Source organism: Paraburkholderia sp. BL6669N2 (assembly GCF_003387275.1).
GTDB lineage: Bacteria > Pseudomonadota > Gammaproteobacteria > Burkholderiales > Burkholderiaceae > Paraburkholderia.
On the sequence record NZ_QUNA01000001.1, the window covers coordinates 927,339 to 950,584 of the forward strand.

At 65.8% G+C, this 23,246-nt stretch carries 18 protein-coding genes; 6 read left to right on the forward strand and 12 right to left on the reverse strand.

The window, feature by feature from the left end; all coding sequences use genetic code 11:
• Nucleotides 1-4: 4 nt before the first annotated feature.
• Genes B0G80_RS04190 through B0G80_RS04215 form a run of 6 tightly spaced genes read right to left on the reverse strand, consistent with a single transcriptional unit; the run spans nucleotide 5 to nucleotide 8,085 of the window.
• Complete coding sequence (locus B0G80_RS04190) at nucleotides 5-1,582, reverse strand: AMP-binding protein (protein WP_116117100.1); 1,578 nt, start codon at nucleotides 1,580-1,582, stop codon at nucleotides 5-7.
• Entirely contained in the window at nucleotides 1,575-2,156 is a 582-nt protein-coding gene (locus B0G80_RS04195) for a (2Fe-2S)-binding protein (RefSeq protein ID WP_116117101.1), read from the reverse strand. Before B0G80_RS04195 ends, B0G80_RS04190 begins: the two co-directional genes overlap by 8 nt.
• Nucleotides 2,129-2,950 carry a xanthine dehydrogenase family protein subunit M gene (locus tag B0G80_RS04200; RefSeq protein ID WP_116117102.1) on the reverse strand — a complete coding sequence of 274 codons (822 nt, stop codon included), beginning with the start codon at nucleotides 2,948-2,950 and terminating at the stop codon, nucleotides 2,129-2,131. The genes B0G80_RS04195 and B0G80_RS04200 overlap by 28 nt, the downstream gene beginning before the upstream one ends.
• Nucleotides 2,947-5,985, reverse strand: a complete 3,039-nt coding sequence (locus B0G80_RS04205; RefSeq protein WP_116117103.1) for a molybdopterin cofactor-binding domain-containing protein — start codon at nucleotides 5,983-5,985, stop codon at nucleotides 2,947-2,949. The genes B0G80_RS04200 and B0G80_RS04205 overlap by 4 nt, the downstream gene beginning before the upstream one ends.
• Complete coding sequence (locus tag B0G80_RS04210) at nucleotides 5,982-6,608, reverse strand: UbiX family flavin prenyltransferase (protein WP_116117104.1); 627 nt, start codon at nucleotides 6,606-6,608, stop codon at nucleotides 5,982-5,984. Before B0G80_RS04210 ends, B0G80_RS04205 begins: the two co-directional genes overlap by 4 nt.
• On the reverse strand, nucleotides 6,601-8,085 hold the full coding sequence (locus B0G80_RS04215) for a UbiD family decarboxylase (protein WP_116117105.1): 1,485 nt from the start codon (nucleotides 8,083-8,085) through the stop codon (nucleotides 6,601-6,603). Before B0G80_RS04215 ends, B0G80_RS04210 begins: the two co-directional genes overlap by 8 nt.
• A gap of 307 nt (nucleotides 8,086-8,392) precedes the next feature.
• On the opposite strand from B0G80_RS04215, the gene B0G80_RS04220 reads away from it, so the two are divergent.
• Nucleotides 8,393-9,382 carry a LysR family transcriptional regulator gene (locus B0G80_RS04220; RefSeq protein WP_116117106.1) on the forward strand — a complete coding sequence of 330 codons (990 nt, stop codon included), beginning with the start codon at nucleotides 8,393-8,395 and terminating at the stop codon, nucleotides 9,380-9,382.
• 25 nt (nucleotides 9,383-9,407) lie between these two features.
• Here B0G80_RS04220 and B0G80_RS04225 read toward each other — a convergent pair whose 3' ends face one another.
• A complete protein-coding gene (locus B0G80_RS04225; protein WP_116117107.1) occupies nucleotides 9,408-10,772 on the reverse strand; it encodes an ATP-binding protein in 1,365 nt (454 codons plus the stop codon).
• Entirely contained in the window at nucleotides 10,772-11,431 is a 660-nt protein-coding gene (locus tag B0G80_RS04230; protein WP_106284342.1) for a response regulator, read from the reverse strand. Before B0G80_RS04230 ends, B0G80_RS04225 begins: the two co-directional genes overlap by 1 nt.
• Nucleotides 11,432-11,648: 217 nt before the next feature.
• Between B0G80_RS04230 and B0G80_RS04235 the strand changes: the two genes are divergently transcribed.
• The 3 genes from B0G80_RS04235 to B0G80_RS04245 are packed head-to-tail and all read left to right on the forward strand — an operon-like array spanning nucleotide 11,649 to nucleotide 17,279.
• Nucleotides 11,649-13,124 (forward strand): TolC family protein, encoded by a 1,476-nt coding sequence (locus tag B0G80_RS04235; protein ID WP_258878803.1) that lies wholly within the window; start codon nucleotides 11,649-11,651, stop codon nucleotides 13,122-13,124.
• The gene (locus B0G80_RS04240; protein WP_116117108.1) at nucleotides 13,114-14,232 is read left to right on the forward strand and encodes an efflux RND transporter periplasmic adaptor subunit; all 1,119 of its coding nucleotides are present in this window, start codon (nucleotides 13,114-13,116) and stop codon (nucleotides 14,230-14,232) included. Before B0G80_RS04235 ends, B0G80_RS04240 begins: the two co-directional genes overlap by 11 nt.
• Nucleotides 14,229-17,279, forward strand: coding sequence for an efflux RND transporter permease subunit (locus tag B0G80_RS04245; protein ID WP_116117109.1), 3,051 nt, complete (start codon nucleotides 14,229-14,231; stop codon nucleotides 17,277-17,279). The genes B0G80_RS04240 and B0G80_RS04245 overlap by 4 nt, the downstream gene beginning before the upstream one ends.
• A gap of 94 nt (nucleotides 17,280-17,373) precedes the next feature.
• Here B0G80_RS04245 and hpnK read toward each other — a convergent pair whose 3' ends face one another.
• Genes hpnK through B0G80_RS04260 form a run of 3 tightly spaced genes read right to left on the reverse strand, consistent with a single transcriptional unit; the run spans nucleotide 17,374 to nucleotide 19,825 of the window.
• Nucleotides 17,374-18,198 carry a hopanoid biosynthesis-associated protein HpnK gene (hpnK, locus tag B0G80_RS04250; protein ID WP_116117110.1) on the reverse strand — a complete coding sequence of 275 codons (825 nt, stop codon included), beginning with the start codon at nucleotides 18,196-18,198 and terminating at the stop codon, nucleotides 17,374-17,376.
• Nucleotides 18,188-19,462: a bacteriohopanetetrol glucosamine biosynthesis glycosyltransferase HpnI gene (hpnI, locus tag B0G80_RS04255; RefSeq protein WP_116117111.1), complete on the reverse strand. Its 1,275-nt coding sequence runs from the start codon at nucleotides 19,460-19,462 to the stop codon at nucleotides 18,188-18,190. Before hpnI ends, hpnK begins: the two co-directional genes overlap by 11 nt.
• Nucleotides 19,463-19,474: 12 nt before the next feature.
• Entirely contained in the window at nucleotides 19,475-19,825 is a 351-nt protein-coding gene (locus tag B0G80_RS04260) for a hypothetical protein (RefSeq protein WP_116117112.1), read from the reverse strand.
• 178 nt (nucleotides 19,826-20,003) lie between these two features.
• Between B0G80_RS04260 and B0G80_RS04265 the strand changes: the two genes are divergently transcribed.
• On the forward strand, nucleotides 20,004-20,663 hold the full coding sequence (locus B0G80_RS04265; RefSeq protein WP_106284334.1) for a response regulator transcription factor: 660 nt from the start codon (nucleotides 20,004-20,006) through the stop codon (nucleotides 20,661-20,663).
• Nucleotides 20,660-22,063 (forward strand): ATP-binding protein, encoded by a 1,404-nt coding sequence (locus tag B0G80_RS04270; protein WP_116117113.1) that lies wholly within the window; start codon nucleotides 20,660-20,662, stop codon nucleotides 22,061-22,063. Before B0G80_RS04265 ends, B0G80_RS04270 begins: the two co-directional genes overlap by 4 nt.
• 132 nt (nucleotides 22,064-22,195) lie before the next feature.
• Here the strand turns inward: B0G80_RS04270 and B0G80_RS04275 are convergent, their stop codons facing one another.
• A complete protein-coding gene (locus B0G80_RS04275) occupies nucleotides 22,196-23,191 on the reverse strand; it encodes a flippase-like domain-containing protein (RefSeq protein ID WP_116117114.1) in 996 nt (331 codons plus the stop codon).
• Between the last annotated feature and the right edge of the window lie 55 nt (nucleotides 23,192-23,246).

Genomic DNA, 23,246 nt, shown 5'->3' on the forward strand with positions numbered 1-23,246 from the left:
GGGTTCACTCCTTGGTAGTTTGCGTGTGAGATGCAATAGCTTCGCCGCGGGTGTCGGGCTCGTACTCGCCCGCGGACAGCTTGCGGCGCAGAATCTTGCCGACCGGCGACTTCGGTATGTCGTCCACGAATACGTATTCGCGCGGACGCTTGAAGTTGACGAGGTCGGAGGTGCGGCAGTGCGCGTCGAGCGCGTCGGCGTCGACGTACTCGCGGCGTTTCACGAAGGCGACCACACGCTGTCCCCAGCGCTCGTCCTTCACGCCGGCCACCGCGACCTCGTCGACCGCGGGATGCAGCGACAGCACCGACTCGATATCGACCGGCGAGATGTTCTCGCCGCCGCTGATGATCATGTCGTCGACGCGGCCGGAGACGTACAGGTCGCCGTCGGCGTCGAAGAAACCCGTGTCGCCCGTGAAGTACCAGCCCTCACGCAACGATTTGGCGTTCGCATCGGGACGATTCCAGTAGCCTTCGAAGGCTTCGTCGCCGAGCAGGTCGGCGATGATCTGGCCTTCCTCGCCCGCTTGCGCCAGGTCTTCGGGCGTGAGAGCGTCGAGCCTGACGACGCGCAAGCGCGTGTTGATGCCCGCGCGCCCCGCACTGCCCGGCTTGCGTGTGGCGTCCTGATCGATGCTGAAGGTGTAGACCTCGGACGAGCCGTAGTGATTGACGAACAGGTCCGGTTCGAACGCCGCTGAGAGGCGCTTGAGCAGACCGTCGTTCATCGGCGCGCCGGCGAAACCGAGCTTGCTCACCGTCGATGTATCCGTCGACGCGAAAGCCGGATCGGCCAGCAGATCGTGGTACAGCGTCGGCACCAGATAGAGGCAGGTGAGCTTGTGTTGCTCGATCGCAGCGAGTGCGAAGCGCGCATTCCAGCGGCGCACGCAGACGAACAGGCCATCCACCAGCGCCATCGAGAGCAGCGAGCGCACGCCCATGGTGTGATAAAGCGGCATCACGCCGAGCGTGCGTTCGCCGTGGCCGTACTGATTCTGCGCGACATGCGCGAGCGCCGCGGCGCGTTCATGGCGATGACGGCGCGGCACGCCTTTGGCCTTGCCGGTGGTGCCCGAGGTGTAGAGGATCAGCGAGTAGTCGTTGGCATCCGCGCGCGTTTGCGCGTCGTTCGACGCGTCCGGCGCGGCCTGCGCCAGCAGTGTGTCGAAGCTCGCGGTGCAGCCTTGCACGTCGTCCAGACCAATGCGCGGCAAGCGCTGCGCGGCGGGACTTTGCGCCACGGCATCGGCGCAGACCGGTTCGTACACGATGGCCTTCACACCGGCATCGGTTACGCAGTACTCGAGTTCATCGGGTTTCGCGCGCCAGTTCAGCGGCACGATCACCACGCCCGCGAATTGGCAGGCCCAATGCAGGGTCGCCATCTCCCAGCGGTTTTGCAGTACCACCAGCAGGCGGTCGCCATGCGCGAGACCCAGACCGCGCAGACCTTCGGCCACCTTCACGATGAGGCGATGCCACTGCGCGTACGTCAGCGCCAGTTCACCGTCGACGAGAGCGAGCGCGTTGGGACTGCGTTCCACGCTCTGCAAAAAAGTTCGGCCGAGGTCAAGCATGAGCGGCCTCCACGGTTTCACTAGCCGCCTTGCCTTGCCGGCGCCGCGCCGCCACGTCGAGCACCGCGGCGACGATCGGCGTATAGCCCGTACAGCGGCACAGATGGCCCGAGAGCATGTCGCGCACCTGGGCTTCACTCGGATCGGGCACGCGCTGCAGATAGTCCGCGCACGACATCAATATCCCGGCCGTACAGAACCCGCACTGCAATGCGTGATGACGCTGGAACGCCTGCTGCAGATCGCCGAGCTTCAGGTCGGGCGCGAGTCCCTCCACCGTGTCGATGCGGCGGCCATCGGCCTGCACCGCCAGCATCAGGCACGAGCGTCCCGCCACGCCGTCCACGTGCACCGTGCACGCGCCGCACACGCCGTGCTCGCAGCCGACGTGCGTGCCGGTCGCGCCCAGTTCGTGACGGATGAAATCCGACAGCAGCTCGCGCGGCTCGCAATAGCCGCTGCGTTCACGGCCGTTGAGCGTCAGCGTGACGCATTGCCGTTCGCCCTGCCGCACCACGTGCACGACGTTGCCGTTCGATGTGTTGCTCACTTCGCCTCCTCGATCACGCGCCATCCCAGTTGCCGGACCAGATGCCGGCGATACGCCGCGCTGATATGCGCGTCGTCCTGTGCGCCCAGCTTCCAGCTCAAATCGTTCAGTGCGCTGCGCAGATCCTCGTCACGCAGACGCGGCCATTGCTCGACCACCGGCCGGTCCGCGACGCCACCCACCGCAAGGCGAATCGAATCGCTCGTCACCACGGCCGCGCACGCGGCCATCGCGAAGTCGCCGTGGCGCGCGGAGAACTCCGTGAAGCCATAGCGCTCGCCCGGCCGCTTCAGCGGAAAGCGCACGGCTTCGACCAGTTCGTCCGGCTCGCGCGCGGTCATCAACATGCCCTGGAAAAACTCGCCGGCAGGCACCACGCGGTGTTTCTTTTTCGAGCGCAGCATCACGTCGCCGCCGAGCGCGGCGAGCACCAGCGGCAGTTCCGCGCTCGGGTCGGCATGCGCTATCGAGCCGCACACCGTGCCGCGATTGCGGATCTGAAAGTGCGAGATATGCGGGAACGCCATCGCCAGCAACGGCACTTCGTCGCGCAGCGATTCGCGCCACTCGACGCTGCCTTGCGTCGCCGCCGCGCCCACCGCCAGCAAGCCGGCCTTCTGATCGACACGCACCGAGTTCAGCTCGTCGGTGCGCGAGATATCGATCAACATGCGCGGCTGCGCGAGCCGCATGTTCAGAACCGCCATCAGCGACTGGCCGCCGGCCAGCACTCGGGCGTCCTCGCCGTGTTGCGCGAGGGCGTCGAGCGCATGCTGCGTCGTCATGGCGCGCAGATAATCGAACGGCGCGGGCTTCATGGCTGTCTCCTGAAACGGCCCAGCAGGCGCGAAAGCCATGAGCCGCCGGTGTGAACTGGTTTGCCCGCCGCCTGACGGCCGAGCGATTCGAACAGTTGGCGCAACACGACTTTGGCCGCGCCTTCGAGCATGCGTCCGCCCACTGCCGCGACCTTGCCCGATACTTGCGCTTCGTAGTCGTAGGAAAGACGCGTGCCGGTTTCGATCGGCGTCAGTTCGACGAGGCCGCTGCCGCGTGCGCTGCCGAGCGACGACATGCCCGCGCCCGCCAGACGCAGCCGACGCGGCGCGTCGATTTCGGACAGGCCGATCTTCGCTTCGAAGCGCGCCTTGATCATGCCGACGCCGACCGTCACGTCGGCGCGATACTGGTTCGTGCCTTCGGCTTCGAGCGCATGGCAGCCGGGTATCACTTTGGCGAGCGCGTTCGGATCGAGCAGCACGGCAAAAATCGCTTCTGGCGACGCCGGCAAATCGACGCCGCCCTGCGCAGTGAGCGCCTTGCCGCCACCCGGCGTCGCCGGCTTGGCGGCGGGCGCTTCACGCAACTCGGGTCGCGACGGCTCCGGATCGTCGATGCCGATCAGCGCCATGACCTTCGAAGGCGTCAGCGGCAAACGGATATCGTCGACGCCGAGCGCGTCCGCCACCGCATTCGCGATGCACGGCGGCGTACTCATGTTGTTGCCCTCGCCGAGTCCTTTCGCGCCGAGCGGCGTGAACGGCGACGGTGTTTCCAGATGCACGATCACCGGATCGGGCACTTCGCAGGTGGTCGGCATCAGATAGTCGGCGAGCGTGCCGGACTGGAAGCTGCCGTCCGCGCCGTAGCGGAATTCCTCCATCAACGCCGCGCCGAGTCCTTGCGCGAACGCGCCGCGAATCTGGCCGTCGGCGAGCGCCGGGTTCAGCAGCGTGCCGGCGTCGTGCGCGGTGACGTAGCGGTCGATCCGCACGCGGCCGGTGGCGTGATCCACTTCGACACCGCACATGTCAAAAGCAAAACCGTAAGCGGCCGATGTGTTGACGCGATCGTTCTCATCCGGCGCGGCCGTGTTCGGCGGATTCCAGAACACCGTCTCGCGCAAGCCGGGCTCTTCGCCTTCGGGCAACAGCGCGGGCGCCCAATGCGGCGCATTGGCGGCGACGCGGCCGAACGGCTGCGCGCGATCCTCGGCGCCCTTTGCAAAAATCCTGCCTTCTTCGAAACGGATATCGTCGGGCGCGCAGCCCATCTGCTTCGACACGATGCGCGCGATCTTGTCGCGCACGCGCACGGCCGCGAGATGCACCGTGCCCGCCACCGCGCCGGCGAAGCGGCTGGAATAATTACCCGCCGCCACCGACCACGCGTCCTTGTGCGTATCGAATTCGACATTGACAATGACGTCATCCGGCGACACGCCGAGCACGTCCGCGACCACTTGCGCGCACACCGTCATATGCCCCTGGCCCGCGGGCGTCGACGCAATCGTCACCACGACGCCGCCGAGCAGATCGACGCTCACGGTCGCGCTCGCGATCGCGCCGCTCTTCGGCCCGGCTTTCTTGCGCGCCTCGGCGGGCATCACGGTCGTGATGTAGCCCATGTTCGACACCGACGGCTCGACGATCGCCGCGAAGCCGATCCCGTACAGCCGCCCTTCCTTGCGTGCCGCCGTGCGACGTGCAAGCAGCTCGTCATACCCGCCTTCGCTCAGCGCGCGGCGCAGCGCTTCCTGATAGTTGCCCGAGTCGAGCAGCGCACCCGCCGCGGCGCGATACGGGAACGCATCGGCGGCGACGAAATTGCGGCGGTATACGTCGAGCACATCGAGGTTCAGTTCGAGCGCGATGCGCTGCATCAGCCGTTCGAGCGCGAAGTACACCTGCGGACCGCCAAAGCCACGCACCAGACCCGTCGGCGTCTTGTTGGTCAGCACGACGCGGTTGCGCACCAGCAGATTGTCGATGGCGTACGCGCCGGTCAGGCAGCCGTGCATGCGATAGAACGTGGCCGGTTCCGGCGCGCGCAGATAGCCGCCGCAATCTTCGAGTTGATCGTAGGAGAGCGCCGTGATGCGGCCGTCGCTTTCCACGGCGGCTTCGAGCGTCGAGACACGCGCGGTCGCGGAGGTCGCCGCGCTCAGATGTTCGAGCCGGTCCTCGACCCATTTCACCGGCGCGCCCGCCTTGCGCGAAGCGAGGCACATCAGCACCACGTACGGAAACACCGCCTGCTTCACGCCGAAGCTGCCGCCCGAATCGCGCGGCGCCTTGTGACGCAAACGGTTGGCGGGCACGTTCAGCGCCATCGCCATCACCGCGTGCAGCGAGAACGGCCCCATGAAATTGGACGTGACGTCGTAGCCTTCGTCGCCGGCCAGGTATTCGGCGATCACGACACCGCATTCGATCGGCGCGCAGGTATTGCGCGGATAATGCGCCACCAGTTTCACGCGATGCGGCGCCTTGTCGAACGCGGCTTCCGGCTCGCCGTAGCGGAAATGCCGGTCGCTAATCACGTTGCTGCCCACTTTCTCGTGCAACACCGGCGATGCATCGCTCGCCGCCTGCTCGATCGAGGTGACCGGGTCGAGCGTGGCGTATTCGACCTTGAGCAGATCGAGCCCGTCTTCGGCGATGGCGCGCGATTGCGCGAGCACCACCGCCACCGGTTCGCCGACATAGCGCACGCGGTCCATCGCCAGCGCCCACTGTTCCATCGGCGATTTCACGCCGACCACGAAAGGCCGCGACCAGGCGCGCAGGTCGTCGCGTGTCAGGATCGCGTGCACACCAGGCAGCTTCGACGCGGCATCGGTGTCGATCGACACCAGTTCCGCATGCGCGTGCGGCGAGCGCAGGATCGCGGCGTGCAGCGTGCCCGGACGAATGCCGATGTCGTCGCCGTAACGGCCGCGACCGGTGAGAATCGCGGGATCTTCCAGACGCTCCATCGAGCGGCCGAGATGACGTTGCGGGCGTTTATCCAGTTCCGGTTCGCGTTCACGCGTCGCGGTGTCGCCCGGGTGAAGCAAGTCGCGCTGATTCATTCGTCCACTCCCGAGCGGCGCTCCGTGAATTCGTCGGCGAGCCCGCTCCAGCGCTGCGCAATCTCGCGATGCTCGATACCGAACAGATCGAGAATGCGCCCCACCGTGTGATCGACCACGTCCTCGATAGTCTTGGGATGCGCGTAGAAGGCGGGCACCGGCGGCATCACGATCCCGCCCATCTCCGTCACGGAAGTCATGTTGCGCAGATGCGCCAGATTGAGCGGCGTTTCGCGCGCGACCAGCACGAGCCGGCGACGCTCCTTGAGCATCACATCGGCGGCGCGCGTGAGCAGGTTGTCGGCGAAACCGTTGGCCACGCCCGCGAGCGTCTTCATCGAGCACGGCGCAATCACCATGCCTGCCGTGATGAACGAACCGCTCGCCACCGCCGCGCCGATGTCGCGCACGTTGTAGACCACGTCGGCGAGACTGTCCAGATCGCCGCGCGTCATGCCGAGTTCCTGCGCCGCCGTGACCGCGCCGGAGGCCGATACGATCAGATGCGTTTCGTGCGTGCCGAGGCGGCGCAAGGCCGCAAGCAGGCGCACGCCGATCGACGCGCCGCTTGCGCCCGAAATGCCGACGACGATGCGCTGCGGCTTATGTGCGAGCTCAGCCATGCGCGCCACCCAGATAGCTGTCGAACGCGGCGTTGTCGGCGGCGACGAGTTCGTCCAGATTTACCGTGTCCTGGCCCGGAATGCGCACCCGCGTGAACACGTGCGACGCATACACCACCGGCCGCGTGGCGTCGAGTCCCATCTTCGCGCTCACGCCTTGCAGATGCGGCGGCGCGTCTTCCGGCTGACCGACGGTGGTGGACGGATCGAGCGGCGAACCCTGCGCGCCTTCGATCACGACCAGATCGCGATCGGCCTGGAAGCGCGTGGCGACGGCCCATTCGATTTCCGCCGGATCGTGCACGTCCACATCGGTGTCGACCACGACCACCTGCTTGATGTCGTAGTGCGCGCCGAACGCGCACAGAATCACGTTCTTCGCTTCGCCTTCGCGCTTCTTCTCGAACTGCACCCACAGGTGATAGCGGCACACGCCGCCCACGGAGAGATGCACGTCCTTCACGTTAGGATGACTACGTTGCAGATGGGCGAGCAGCGTCGCTTCGCGCGGAATCGCGCCGAGCAGCAGATGCTCCATTTCCGCCGGCACGATCGTATGAAAGATCGGCTTCTCGCGATGCGTGAGCGCGGTGACTTCGATCACTTCACGCGCTTCCTGTGCGCTGTAGTACTTCGGGAATTCGCCGAAAGGACCTTCCAGTTCGCGCACGTTGGGCAGAATGCGCCCTTCGATCACGATCTCGGCGAAGGCCGGTACATTGACGCCGTTGCTCACGCATTTGACGACCGGCAGCGGCGCGCCATGCAGCGCGCCGGCGATTTCCAGTTCGTCGGAATCGATTGGGGAAATGGCTTGCGAGGCGAGCATCGTCAGCGGATCGACGCCGATTGCGATAGCGACGTCGAGCGCATCGCCGGCCTCTTCCGCGGCTTTCTGGAATGCGTACAAGTGGCGCGGCAGCAGCAGGATCGCCATGCGATCGGGCCCATGCACCTGAATGCGGTTGATCGACACGTTCTGCACGCCGGTGCGCGGATTGCGCGCGATCACGAGACCCGCGGTGATATACGGCCCGTTGTCGTGTTCGCTGTGCGTGGGAATCGGCAGCAGCTTGTGAAGGTCGATGGCGCCGGTATGCACGACCTGCTGGCAAGCCGCTTCGGCGCGTGGAATTTCCTTCGAGGGAATCGGCTGATCGGCCGCGTCGCGAAAGCGCGTCAGCAGATCGGACTCGGCCACACCCATCGCTTCGGCGATCCAGGCGCGGCGCGACATGAACCCGCTGACCACCGGCACGTCGTGGCCGCCCGGTTTCGTGAAGAACGCGGCTTGCGTGGCGTCGAGGCGCTTGGCAATCGCGGCAAGTTCGTGTTCGAGCGCCACCGGCCTGTCGATCGTGGCCAGCCGGCCCGTACGCGCCAGATGCGCCAGCCAGTCGCGCAGCGTAAGCACGCCGGACGGGCGGCCCCACGTCAGTTGGAAAGTACCGTGCGATGCGGTATCGCGAGTATTCATCTACGTCTCCATCCGTGCCCCGGCTTCATGTCCGAACCGGACTGCCAGTTGATGATGGAAGCGTAACGAGATCGGCGTATAACTTCTAATATTGATTATTGATGCGTTGAATCATTCCCGATGATATGCGCGTTAGCACCAATGACAGCCAATTGTAGGCAGGATATCAATAGACACCGCGCGGCTCACGGCGCATTCTGCGGAGCTGGAGCCAGGGTTTAGGAGCATCCGTGGAACGCGGTTCCTGTCTTTATCTGATACCGCGCGTCTTTCTCATTACGTTTGCTGATGTTTTATTCATACCAACATGGACCTCAGGCAAATCCAGTATTTCATCGCGCTCTTCGAGGACGGTTCGGTCACGCGGGCGGCGAAACGCCTGAACATCGTGCAGCCCGCGCTCAGCATGCAGATCGCCAAACTCGAGGACGAACTGCATCAGCAACTCTTCGAGCGCAACGCGCACGGCATGGCGCCGACTGCCGCCGGCCGGCTCATGTACCGGCTGTTTCTGCCGATCATGCGCGATCTCGCGCACGCGCGTCAGCAACTCGTGCAGCGCGACGAGGTGGTGACCGGCCACGTGTCGATCGGGCTGATCGCGTCGGTCACGGAAAGCGTGCTGGCCGATGCATTGTCGCGTTTTCACGCGCGTTATCCGCATGTCGAAGTCACCGTGGCCGACGGCTACAGCGCGACCTTCATAGACTGGGTAACGGGCGGCCAGCTCGACGCGGCCTTGATCAACAAACCGCGCGCGCGCTTTTCACTCGACGCGCAGCCCTTGCTCGACGAGGAAATGGTGCTGGTGACGAGCGCCGAGCACGGCCCCGAGTTGCCGCACGCCATTGAACTCGCGCAACTGCCGGAACTGGAACTGGTGCTGCCGACCAAGCGTCACGGCTTGCGTGGCGTGCTCGATACGGCGGCACAGCATGAAGACGTGCTGCTCGCGCCGCGCTTCGAAATCGACGTATTGAGCACGATCGTGAAGCTGGTGGAGAGCACCCACTTCGCGACCATTCTGCCGCGGATCGCCGTGCAGAGAGCGGTGCGCCAGGGCAGCCTGCGCGCCTATCCGATTCTCGCGCCGCGCATCGTGCGGCATATCGTGTGCGTGAGCCATCCGCGACGCCCGTTGAGCGCCGCGGCGGATGCGCTGGTGTCGATCATCGCTGACGAGTTGCGCCAGGTGTCGAGCGCGTCGGAACTGGACGCGACGCTGAGCACCGAGTCCGGCGATGCGTCGAATGATTCACCTCCGGCGCTTTCCTCCAGCAACGAACGCAGCGCTTGAACGTGGCGGCGTGAATCGAACACCGTCAGATTTTAAGCGCCACTGGCGCGCCGATCTCATGCGCCTTCAGACCGGACACGGACACCCGCAAGCCGGGCCGGCCTTCGTTGTTGCGCAGAGACAGATCCAACTGATGCCGCGCGGCAATGCGCGACACGATCGCAAGCCCAAGGCCGCTGCCTTCGCCTTGCGCCCCTTCGCCGCGATAGAAACGGTCGAAGACCCGTTCGCGTTCGGCCTCCGGAATCCCCGAGCCGGTATCGGCAACTTCGAAGCCAACGCGCGTGCCTTCACGCTTGAGGATCACGTCGACGCGTCCGCCGCGCGGCGTATGCCGGATCGCGTTGTTGATCAGATTGCCCAGCAGCACGCTCATGCCGTGCGGCTCGGCCAGCACGGTATAAGCATCCCCCTCCGTGCGCGCGCCTTCGCACTCCAGGCCGATGTCGATCTCCCTGGTTTCCGCCAGCAGCGAAAAATCGCCCACTGCCTGCTCGCCGATGCGCCGCAGGCTGACCGGCACCATCGCCGTGACCGGATGCGCGTCTTCACGCGCGAGCGCCAGCAGTTGCTGCACCAGGTGAATGATGCGGTTGACGCGCCCCTCGACCCGTTCGAGGGTTTGGCCTTCGCCCTTTAACGAACCATCGCGCGAAGCGGCCTGCAATTGCAGCTTCAATGCAGCGAGCGGTGAGCGCAACTCGTGCGCGGCATCGGCGATGAACGTGCGTTGCGCTTGCGACGCCGTGTGCAGCCGCTGCAGCAGATCGTTGAGCGCTTCGACCAGCGGCCTGATCTCGACCGGCACGCTGCCGTCCAGGCGCAGCGGTTCCAGCGAATCGATCGTACGGGTGGACAATGCGCGCGACAACCCGCCAATCGGCGCCAGCCCGCGCGCCACCACCAACAGGACCAGCACGATCGTCACCGGCACCAGCACGCCGAGCGGCCAGAGCGTATGCAGCGCAAGGCGCATCGCGAGGTCCTCGCGCACGGAGATGGGCTGCGCCACCTGAATATAGCGTTCCCCCTGCTGCACGGCGAAGGTGCGCCAGTGATACTCGCCGCGCTCCACCGTGTCGTAGCCCGGGGGCTGGCGCGCGAACACCGGCGCCTGCAGCGAGTGATAGATCAGCTTGCCCGCGCCGTCCCAGATTTCGATGACGACCCGGTCGTCGGCCAGACCACCGAGGTCGGGGTCGCGATGTTCGCGGTCGCCCGCGCCGGCGAGATTCAACGGCAGCGACAGCGCGATCGTGCGCAACTCGTAGTCGAAGAGTTCGCTCGCTTCCTCGCGCGCCGTATGAAAGATGCCGTAGCCGGCCATGCCCGAGGCGGCCGCCAGACCGAAGATCAGCCAGCCCAGCAGCCAGCGGCGAATCGACGTCATCAGCACCTCTTCAGACGGTAGCCCACGCCGCGCACGGTCACCACCTGGTCCGCGCCGATCTTGCGCCGCAAGCTGTGCACGTGCACTTCGATGGTATTGCTGCCCACTTCCTCGCCCCAGCCGTACAGTTTTTCTTCGAGCTCGGTCTTGGTGAACACGCGCGTCGGCTCTTCGATCAGCGCTTGCAGCAATGCGAATTCGCGCGGTACGAGCGGCACTGGCTCGCCGGACTTGCTGACCTCGTGCGCCGCGGGGTCGAGGGTTATCTCGCCGTGCGCGTAGACCGGCTGCTTCTGGCCGGTGCGGCGCCTGAGCAGTGCGCGCACGCGCGCGGCCAATTCGTCGAGATCGAATGGCTTGATCAGATAGTCGTCGGCGCCGGCGTCGAGGCCACGAATCCGTTCGTCGACGGCGTCGCGTGCCGTCAGGATGATGACCGGCGCGGCGCCGCCGTTCTTGCGATAGGCGTTGAGGACGTCGATGCCGTCCTTCTTCGGCAGGCCGAGATCGAGCAGCACGAGGTCATACACGCCGTTGCCGAGCGACAGTTCCGCCGCGCGGCCGTCTTCGGCCCAGTCGATCGCGTAGCCGGAGCGGCGCATCGCGCCCAGAACCGTTTCCGCGATCATGTCGTCGTCTTCGACCAGTAGCAGACGCATGGCCTCTCCTCTCCCTTATTGGCTCCGGCATTGTCCCGCCCGGTAGCTTAACGCTTCCTTATGGCTTGCTTAGGTTTTGCTGAAGGGACACTGAAGGGAGGCTGAAGGGCCGCTTAAATCGGCGTTAAGCATGTCTTAAGCAGTCCATCAGCAAAATCGCTTCTTTTCCGTGGCTTTCCCGCGCGGATGCCCCATTTTTTTGTTCAGGAGCCGCATTTTGCCCGTTCTCAATGCCGCGTCCGCGGCGATATCGGCGGCCGTGTCTGTGTTCGCCGCGGCCGAGCCCGCGGCCGGCCACACACCGCGACCCTACGAACGGTTGCGCGCGCTGGTGCCGCTCTGCGCGCTGCTGATGGGCGGCTGCACGTGGTATCACCGCGAGCCGCTCGCGCCGCAGGATACGTCCACCTCCGCCCATTCGCTCGAACGCATCCGCATCGATCCGGCGAGCATGCCGTTGCCGGAGCTGGCCGCGCATCGTTTCGATCCGTCCGACGGACTCGATATCGACGAGGTCGCGATGCTCGCGGTCGCCAACAACCCAGACCTGAGGCTGGCCCGCGACGACCTCGGCATTGCCCGCGCTCAGGCCTATTCAGCGGGCCTGCTGCCGGACCCGCAACTGAGCATAGCGAGCGATTATCCCGGCCAGATCGGCACCGTGCGCGCGTTCAACTACGGCTTGAGCATGGACGTGATGGCGATCGTGCTGCGCAGCGCCAACAAACAATCCGCCGACGCCACGGTGGCGAAAACCGACCTCGGTCTGCTATGGCAGGAATGGCAGATCGTCGCGCAAGCGCGGCAGTTGTTCATCAAGACGCGTTTTCAGCAGGACACGCTGCCCCTCTTGCAGCGCCAGCGTGAGCTCACGCGCACGCGCTATGAACGCATGGCCGAAGCGCGCCGCGACGGCAACCTCACCGACGACACGTTGACAGCAGCGCTCCTCGCCTATAGCGACGCTCGCAAGCAATACACCGATGCCGAACGCGCAGCCGAGCAAACGCACCATGATCTGAACGCGCTGCTCGGCATCTCGCCCGAGGTGCAACTGCAACTCACAGGCGGCGAAAACATCGAGCCGCTCGCCGACACGACGCTCGATGCGGCGCTCGCCGGGCTGCCTCGGCGCCGCCCGGATCTGATCGCGCTGCAAGCAGGCTACGAGGCGCAGGAACAGAAATATCGCGCCGCGATCCTCAGCCAGTTCCCGAGTCTGTCGGTGGGCTTCGTGCGGGCGCGCGATACGTCGAACATCTACACGAGCGGCTTCCAGATCAACCTCAGCCTGCCGATCTTCAACCGCAATCAAGGCAACGTCGCAATCGAGCAGGCCAGCCGCCAGCGTTTGCGCGACGAATATCAAACACGGCTGAACAGCGCTTACGGCGACGTCGCGCATCTGCGTGCGGACAACGCGGTCCTCACGCGGCAATTGCAGCAAACCGAAGCCGCGCTGCCCGAGGTCGACCTCGCCGCCCGGCACGCGGCCGCGGCCTACGCGGATCACAACCTCGCGCTCGGCGCCTACACCGACGCGCAAAGCGCCGCGCTCACCAAACAGATCGACGTCGCGACCTTGCGCGAGTCGCTCGCCGAACAACGCGTCGGCTTGCAGGCGCTGCTCGGCAGCGCGATTCCCGACGCCTACTCCACCGCTCTCACCTTGACCGACACTCATGCGAAATAGCCTGACTTCAGCGCTGCGGCCGCGCATTGCCGCCGGTGCGATTTCGATCGCTTGCGCCACGCTGCTGTGCGCGGGCGTTCATACGGCCCGCGCGGCAAGCGCCGGCGACACCGCCGAGCAACCCGTGGTCGCCGTGCAAACCGTGCGCGTGCAGCGCGCCGAGATCGCGCAGCCGGTGCACGCGTATGGCGTCGTCGCGGCGTCCGCGTCGAACCTCACCACCGTCAATCTGCCGTACACCGCGCGCATCGTGCAGATGCGCGTGCAGTCCGGGCAAACGGTGACGCGCGGCGCGCCGCTCTTCCTCGTGCAGGCCGACCCGGCCGCCGTGCTTGCCTCAACCCAGGCGAAAAGCGCCGTGACGCTCGCGCAAGGCGAGCTGGCGCGCACGCAATCGCTGTACGACAAAGGACTCGCCACGCAGTCGCAACTCGCCAGCGCCCGCAAGGCCGCCGACGACGCGCAGCAGGCGCTCGCCGCACAGAACCAGACCGGCGTGGCAAGCGGCAACAAAATCATCACCGCGCCGAACGACGGCGTCGTGCTGCAGGTTTCGGCCGCTCAAGGCGATCAGGTGCAAGCCGGCACGGCGATCCTGCAACTCGCGGGCGGCAGCGGCAAGGACGCGCGCGCCAACGTGATGCTCGGCGTCGAGCCCGCCGATGCCGCCGCGATCCACACCGGCGACCTCGTCGCGTTGCACGGTCTGTCCACGTCGCTCGCGAAGACTTCGGCGAACGGCCACGTGGCACTGGTCGGCGCCTCGATCGATCAGCAGAGCCAGCTCGTCGATGTCGGCGCGAACGTGCCGCTCGGTCAGACGGCCTTCATTCCCGGCACGCGCGTGAGCGCGGACATCGAGACCCGCAGCGGCACGCACTGGATCGTGCCGCGTGCCGCTGTGCTGAAAGACGGCCAAGGCGCGTACGTGTTCCAGATCACGCCGCAGAACAAGGCGCGCCGCGTGGCGGTGACCACCCAGGTCGAGAACGGCGACCGTTACGGCGTGGATGGCCCGCTCGACGCCGCGCAAGGCCTCGTGGTCAGCGGCAACTATGAGTTGAAGGACGGCATGGCGGTGCGAATCAGCGGAGGCGCGCCGCGATGAATTTCGGTCAATGGATGCAGAAGCACCGCCGCTCGCTGCTGTTCGTGATCGCGTTGCTGGCGATAGCGGGCGCACTGACCGCGTTCCGCCTGCCGATCTCGCTGTTCCCGAACGTCGCGTTTCCGCGCGCGGTCGTTTCGCTCGACGCGGGCGACCGCCCCGCCGAACAGATGGCCACGCTCGTCACGATGCCGGTCGAAGAAGCGCTGCGGCGCGTGCCGAACGTGCGCGACGTGGAATCGAAAACAAGCCGCGGCGCAGCCGAAATCTCGATCAATTTCGACTGGGGCACCGACATGGCGCAAGCCACCTTGCAGGCACAGTCGGCCATCAGCGAGATTCTCGCGACACTGCCGCAAGGCACCTCGATGCAGGTGCGGCGCATGGACCCGACCGTGTTTCCGGTGCTGGCGTATAGCCTCACTTCGCAGCAGCAGTCGCTCTCCGCACTGCACGATCTCGCGCAGTTCCAGATGCGGCCGTTGCTGTCTTCGGTGGAAGGCGTGGCGCGGGTCGACGTGACAGGCGGCGCGCAGGACGAGTTCGAAGTTGCGATCGATCCCGCGCGGCTCGCCGCGTACAAGCTCTCGCTCTCCGATGTGTCGAAGGCGATCGGCGCGAGCAACGTGCTGATGGCGAACGGCCGCATCGAGGATCACTACAAGCTCTACCTGGTGATCGCCAACACCACCATTACGCAGCTCGACGAGCTGCGCAACGTCGTGGTGTCGGCCAGCGGCGCGACGCAGATCCGCCTCGGCGACGTCGCGATCGTACGCCAGGGCGTGGTGCCGCAATGGATGCGCGTCACCGCCGACGGCCAGGACGCGGTGCTCATCAACGTGTACCAGCAGCCGGGCGCGAACAGCGTGGCGATGGCCAGGGCGATCCGCGCGAAGCTCGCCGACTTCCAGCATCAGATGCCGGCCGGCGTGCATCTGTCGAACTGGTACGACCAGAGCGAACTGGTGATTGCCTCGGCCACCAGCGTGCGCGACGCGATCATGATCGGCGTGGTGCTGGCGGCGCTGACGTTGTTCGCGTTCCTGCGCAACTGGAAGATCACCGCGATCGCCGTCGCGCTGGTGCCGGTGGTGATGGCCGCGACCATCCTGTTGCTCGACGTGTTCGGCATGGGCTTCAACATCATGACGCTCGGCGGCATGGCCGCCGCCGTCGGTCTCGTCATCGACGACGCGATCGTGATGATCGAGCACATCGTGCGGCGCATGCGTGAAGGTGGCGCACGCGCTTTTCATGGCCGCGTGATGGCGGCGGCGCTCGAATTCACGCGGCCGCTGGCGGGCTCTTCGGCGGCGACGCTGATCATTTTCGTGCCGTTGGCGTTTTTATCCGGCGTGACGGGTGCGTTCTTCAAGGCGCTCTCCGTCACCATGGCGAGCGCGCTGTTCATTTCCTTTCTCGTCACGTGGCTCGCGGTGCCGATTCTGTGCGACCGCTGGCTGAAACCAAAAGACGCCGAGGAACACCAAGAAACCCGCTTCGCCTCGTGGATGAACCGGCGCTACGCGTTTCTGGTGGAGCGCGTCACCGCGCGGCCAGTGCTCGTGCTGCTCGGCCTGCTGCCGCTGATCGTGGTGGCCGTGTTCGCGTTCACGCGCGTGGGCAGCGGTTTCATGCCGAGCATGGACGAAGGCGGTTTCGTGCTCGATTACCACACCGAACCGGGCACGTCGGTGAGCGAGACTGATCGGTTGATGAAACAGATCGAAGGCATTATTCGCGCGAACCCGAATGTCGCGACCTATTCGCGCCGTACCGGCGCCGGTCTCGGCGGCGATCTGAACGAGCCGAACAAGGGTGACTTCTTCGTGCGGCTGAAGTCCGGCAATCGCGAGCCGATCGCCACCGTCATGGAAGAAATCCGCTCGAAGGTCGAGACTCAGGTGCCCGGCGTGAGTGTCGAACTCGCGCAGTTGATGGAGGATCTGATCGGCGACCTGACGGCGGTGCCGCAACCGGTCCAGATCAAGATCTATTCCGACGACCCGAACACGCTCGAGACGACCGCGCGCAAGGTGGCGGCGCAGATCGGCAAGATTCAGGGCGTGGTGGACGTGAACGACGGCATCAATCCGGCCGGCGACGCGCTCGAACTGCACATCCGTCCTGAAGCGGCGGCGGCCGAGGGCATGGACCCGCAATCGATCGCGCAGGCCGTGTCCGATATGGTGGAAGGCAATGTGGCCACGCAATTCCAGAGCGGCCCGAAAACGGTCGGCGTGCGTGTACGTGTGGCCGGCGCGATGAAGCTCACGGATACGCAACTGGGACAGTTGCAGATCCGCGCGCCCGACGGCCATCTGTTCGCGCTCGATCGCGTCGCCGATCAGGTGACGGTGACCGGCCAGCCCGAGATCAGCCGCGACAATCTGAAACGGATGGTGGCGGTGACCGCGCGCATCGACGGCCGCGATCTGGGCTCGACGATCGCCGACGTGCAGAAGACGCTCAGCGACAAGAGCCTGTTGCCCACCGGCGTGTATTACGAGTTGGGCGGCCTGTATCAGCAGCAGCAGATTGCGTTCAAAGGACTGTTGAGCGTATTCGGCGCGGCGATCGCGCTCGTGTTCGGCTTGCTGCTGTTTCTCTACGAGCGCTTTCGCGTCGCGCTGGCGGTCATGGCGATGCCGTTGCTGGCGGCGGGCGCGGTGTTTATCGGCTTATGGGTCACCGGCATCGAATTGAACATCTCCGCGATGATGGGGATGACGATGATCATCGGCATCGTGACCGAGGTGGCGATTTTTTATGTGTCGGAGTTGCAGGGACTCGTGCGGGACGACGAGATGCCATTCGAGGACGCGTTGCTGAGCGCCGGGCGCAATCGTCTGCGTCCCATCGCGATGACGACGATCGCCGCGATTCTGGCGCTGCTGCCGCTGGCTTTTGCACTTGGGCAAGGTTCGGCGATGCAGCAGCCGCTGGCGATCGCGATTATTTCCGGGTTGATTGTGCAGTTGCCGCTGGTGTTGCTGTTGCTGCCGGTGCTGTTGAAGTTGTTGATGAAGAAGGAGGCGATTTAAGCCGGCGATCGGCGGCCTACGCCGCGCTTCGCTTCTGTGCGCCCGCGGCTCGCGGCGGGCGCACAGTCAGATCAGTCGACGAAGTGAACCGAACCTACACCTTCAGCACATCCCCGAACCCGCCAACCCGCACCCCCGCCGCCCGGATCGCCATCGCCACTTTCGGCGACAACAACGCGCGCAGTTCATCCTCGTGCCGGTACATCTTCATTCCGTCGCTCAATGCCCGCTCCCCCGCCACCGCGGGATGGCAGTAAATTTCCCCCACCCCATGCGGCAGATCGGCGAGCGCCGCCAGCCACGCTGCCTCATCCATCCGGCCGCTATCCGCGATCCCCACCACGTAATCGTTATGCGCAATGCCGGCGCGATCCAGACGCGTCTTGACCCGCACGATCCACGGCCGCAACCATAGCGGCGCGTTCGCTTCGAACGGCAAGCGCATCGCCTTCATCCCATACTCCCGGCCGATCTTCAAAATCAGTCCGAGCACCGTCGGATGCAAATGAAAATGCTTGTGCGTGTTGACATGATCGAGCGTCAGGCCGGTCTGCGCGAAGGCATCGAACTGCGCGCGAATTTCCCGCGCAAGCTGCTTGCGCACGTGCGGCAAAAAGAAGAATCGCAGGCCGTCGCGCACCATGTTGTCGCCGAAGCGGCCATGCTCGTCGAGCAAGGCCGCAATCGCCGCGCGCGGCGCGAGCGGGTCGCCGTCGGCCAGCACCAGATGCAGGCCGACACGCAAGCGCGGCAACGCGCGGGCGCGCGCCACCGCGTCGCTCGCGGCCGGTGCGCCGATCATCAGGCTGGCGGCGCTCAGCACGCCCTCGCGATGCGCTCGCTCCACTGCCAGATTCACTCGCGCGTGCAGACCGAAATCGTCGGCGGTCACGATCAATGCGCGTGGCTTAGCCGCCATCCGACGCCTCCATCACGTCCATCACATTCAACGCGCCGTTGCGCGCGGCCTTCGACGCCGCAGCCTCGATGGGCACGCGCGCACCGCGCCACATCACATGCGAGCCGAACACGGCGGCGCACCACTGCAACGCCAGCAACGTATCACGCAGCGGCACGAGCGGCAAATCGCGCCAGAAGGTGCGCTCACGACGCGCCGAGCGCAGATGCATCAACAGACGCGCGGCGAGACCCGCAGCGGCCCCGGCCCCGCTCGTGAACGCGGCCCACGCGTGCACCGCATCCGGCGAAGCGGCCGCAAGGCCGGCACTCAGCCACGCGCCGGCCAATAGCCAGGGCGTGGGAAAGGTGATGAAGAGGAACGCGAAACCCGGCGCATTCACCGAGCGAATCGTGCGCAGCCAGCGCGTTTCGCGCTGCCACAAGGCGGAAAACGTCGGCTCGATCACGTCGGTCGCCACCATCGCGCGCGAGAGCACGGTTTGCAGGCCAAGCGCGCGCACGTGTTCAGCCAGCCAGTAGTCGTCCGCGAGACAGTTTTTCAGCGCCTCGAAACCGCCGATGCGTTCGAGCGTCGCGCGCCGCAACGCAAGCGTCGCACCGAAGCCGAAGCGGCGCGAGCCGGCCGCGTGCGCGACCCGCACCGACGGCGCGAACCATTCGTTGATGAAGAGCGCGCCCACGCGCGGCCAGAAGCCGCCGATGCCGCGCGCCACGTAGAGGCACGTGACCACGCCCACGCGCGGATCCGCGAGCGGCGCGGCCACGCTGTCGAGATAATCGGCTTCGACGGCGATGTCGCTGTCGGCGATCACGATGACCTCATGGCGTGCCCGCGCGGCCATGTTGATCAGATTGCTGACCTTGAGGTTGCTGCCGTGCACGCGCGCGTCGATGGCGAGTTCGATATCGTGCGACGGATAGGCGGCCTGCAAACGGCACACCACGGCAATCGCGGAATCGTCCGGCGAGGACACGCCGAGCACGAGCTGAAAATGCGCATGACGCTGCTCGCAAAAGGTCCGCAGATTGTCGTACAGACGCGGCTCCGCGCCGCACAGTGGCTTGAGCACGCTGACGCCGACCTGCGCGAAGCGCCGCTGCGGTTGCGAAACGTGCGAGGAAGAATGAGCGGTGCGACCCGCCGCACCGCGGCGCGAACTGAAGAACGGCATCGCGACCGCCGCCAGCAGCGCGTACAGGGACGCGCTCAAGCAGACGGCCAGCAGAACCCATTGACATGCCGTCACTGCGTGCGGCGCCATCGTCCGCTTCCGTCAGTGCTCGGCCAGCACGAACGCCCTGCCGGTCAGGCGCAGATGAAGAATCACGAGCCAGCGCCGCGGACAATTCGCGGCGATCGCGACCGGCCGCGAAGGTCGGCTCACGCCCGTGGCGAAACGGCCCTGCAACGCGAGTTCGAAGGCGGCATGCGCGAACTGGCGTGTCACGATCACGCCGCTGAAAATCACGGCAATGGCGAGCAGACGGAACGACATGGAGCTGAAGGCGCTCTGCGAAACCGGCAGTACCAGCAGCGCGACGCAGGCGAGCACTTCGGCGCCCATGGCGGTGAGCGAGGCCACCATCAGGTGGGCGCGCAGCATGTCGACGGTGGCTGGCTTCATGGCTGGGTCTCGTGACCTGTTGAGGGGCGATAGTAGCGATCCAAGCTGAAGGAAACCTTAAGCAAGTAAGCGTATAAAGCGAGTGATGACAACATGGTTAAACTTCGGATTACATTGCAGGCTTGCTTAAATATTGCGGTTGCCTTGCAATGAAACATCGAATGGAAAAAACGGACTCATGCGCGTACTCCTCGTAGAAGACGACGATCTGATCGGCTGCGGCATCGAAGCGGGACTACGTCAGGCCGGCTTCACGGTCGACTGGGCGCGCGACGGCCACAAGGCCGGTCTCGCGCTCGACACCACCGCCTACGCCCTCGTGCTGCTCGATCTCGGCCTGCCCCGCGTGTCGGGTATGGAACTGCTGAAACGGCTGCGCGATTCGGGCAAGGACGTGCCGGTGCTGGTGCTGACCGCGCGGGGCACGGTGGTCGACCGTGTCGGCGGCCTCGAAGCGGGCGCCGACGACTATCTGGGCAAGCCCTTCGATCTGACCGAACTGGTCGCCCGCTGCCGGGCCTTGTTGCGCCGCGCGCAGGGTCGCAGCGTCGAGCAGATCCGCTATCAGCATTTGACCGTCAACCCGGCCGCGCAAACTGTCGAAGTGGGCACGACGCGCGTGCCGCTCACCTCGCGCGAATGGGCGATCCTGATGCAGTTGCTGACCAACCAGGGGATTCCCCAGTCGCGCTCGCGTCTCGAAGAAAGCCTGTACGGCTGGCAGGAAGAAATCGAGAGCAACGCGATCGAGGTGCACGTGTCCAATCTGCGCAAAAAACTCGGCGCCAAGCTGATCAAGACGGTGCGCAATATCGGCTACGTCGTGGAGAAAGAATGATGGGCGCGTCGATCCGCCGGCGTCTCGTGCTGCTGGTTCTCACCAGCATCGCGCTGGTCTGGGGCGTGGCGCTGGTGTCGAGTTATCGTCAGGCCACCCGCGAGGTCGCCGAATGGGAAGAGGCGCGTCTCGCGGAACTCGCGCAGATTCTCGCCCTGCTCGATCAGCGCAATCTCACCACGCTCGCCAATGCGCGCATCGACGTGCGTGAGGAAGAAAAAGGCGGCGAGCCAGGCGCCAACGACCGCGACGACGACGACGCGCTGCCGCGCGACGCGCTCTTCCAGGTGCGCGGCGCGAACGGCGAGGTGCTGGCGGGCAGCCCGCAATTGCGCGAACTCAATGCCTGGGATCTGCCGGTGCCGGCGGTGAGCGGCACGCGGGACATCACGCTCGGCGGCCAGATGTATCACTCGTTCACCTTGCGCGACACCGCGCTCGGCCATACGGTGCGAGTGTTCGAACCGGCCAATACGCGCAGCGATCTGGTGAGCGGCGTGGCGAGCCGCATTGCCCGCCCTACGCTGGTCGCGCTGCCGGTGCTGGCGGTTATGGTGTGGCTCAGCATCGGCTGGAGTCTGGCGCCGCTCAGGCTGCTCTCGCGCGCCATCCGTTCGCGCGACGTCAACCGGCTGGAGCCGGTCGACATCGGCCGCGCGCCGACCGAGGTGCGCCCGCTCGTCGATGCAATCAATCTGCTGTTGTCGCGTCTGCTGCATTCGCTGGAGCGCGAACGCGCGTTTACCGCCGACGCCGCGCACGAACTGAAAACGCCGCTGGCCGCGATCAAGGTGCAGGCGCAAGTCGCGCTGGCGGAAACGGACACGGCGCGGCAGCGGCTGGCCATGGAACGCGTGGTGCAAGGCGTCGATCGCAGCGCGCGGCTCGCCGAGCAGTTGCTGCTGCTCGCGCGTCTGGACGTGCATGAAAAAATTTCGACCGCGCCGCTGAAACCGGCAACGGTGGCGAAAGACGCGCTGCTCGCCAACGAGCGCAACGCGCAACAGAAAGACATTCACGTGACGCTGCTCGGCGACCTGCGCGCCGAGATCGACGCCGAGCCTGTGCTGATCGGCATCCTGCTCGACAATCTGCTCGATAACGCGATCAAGTACGGGCACGCCGGCGGCAGCATCGAAGTGGCGGTGCAGCACGCGCAAGACCGCGTGCAGGTGACCGTGCGCGACGACGGCCCCGGAGTCGAGGCGGGCGACCTCGACCGTCTGACGAATCGCTTTTTTCGCGCGACGGGCAATCAGGCCACTGGCAGCGGACTGGGTCTTTCGATCGTCGCGCGCATCGCGGAGCATTTTGGCGCGAGCCTGCGTCTGGGCAAAGGCATCGGCGAGCGCGGGCTCGCCGTCGAGGTGTCGTTTCCGGCTTATGCGCAGGCGAGTTGAGGAGAATGCAGACGCGGTCTCGCATCGACGCGCCCGGCTTGTGAGGGCGCGCTGGCTTGTGGCCATGCGCCCCGCGCGCCGCGAACCGTGGCGCCCTCGTGCCGGTGCTGCTACGCCACGCGACGTGCGCCTTTAAGGCGCGCGCTCGAACGCGCGCTCCGGCGCCCGGTTCGACGACTCCGCGAACTGCCACGCAATCAGGCCGGGTACGAACATCACCAGATCGCGAATCCGGCGCGCGCCGGCCAGCGCAAGACAGGTGGAAGGATCGAGGCCCAGCGCGCCGCCGATCAGGATGAAGCCGCCCTCCTGCACGCCGAGCCCGCCCGGCACGAAGAACGCCGCGCTGCTGATCGCCTGGATCAGCGATTCGATCACCACGGCTTCCACGAGCGTGACCTGCACGCCGAGAAAGTGCAGCGCCAGCCAGATTTCCAGCGACGTGAGGAAGCACTGCAGCGGTTGCCAGAAGAACAGATAGCGCAGCACCGCGCCACGCCGGTGCCAGATCAGCCTGATGGCCTGATCGATCTGCGCCGACTGCCCGACCAGCGCGGCGAGCTTGCCGCTCGTCAGATGATTGAGCGCGCGCGTGATGCGCTCGAACGGGCTCGCGTGCTGCACCAGCGCGAACAGCACCAGTAGCGGCGTAAGCACCACCACGCCCCACGCCAGCTGTCCGGCGAGCCGCAGCGTGTCGGAATGCGCATGGGCGAACAGAAAGCCGATGCCGACCATCGTGAACAGCAGCTGGCTGATCACCGTCAGCTGCATATCGACGACGATGCTGCCCACCGCCGTGGACGGCCGCACGCCCCAACGTCTGAGCATGCGAAACGACACGACCTCGCCGCCGATGCGCGCCACCGGCAGCATGCTATTCACCGATTCGCGCACCCACACGAGGTGCAGCATATTGATGAGACCGGGACGATTCGCGCCGCGAATCAGCGAACGCCAGTCGCAGGCATTGGCCAGCATGGGCAGCACGTGCGCGAGCGCGGCCAGCAGCAGTCCCGCGCCGGCCGCGCGCAGCGCGCCAAGCACGGCGCCGGGGTTGTCGTGCCAGACGAGCCAGAGTGACGCCAGCAAGCCGGCTAACGCGGCGATACGGCCGAGATGTTTCATCACGCGCGCACCTCGTGCGCGCGCTTCAGGCGCGTTGCCCTGCTTTTAGCCACTG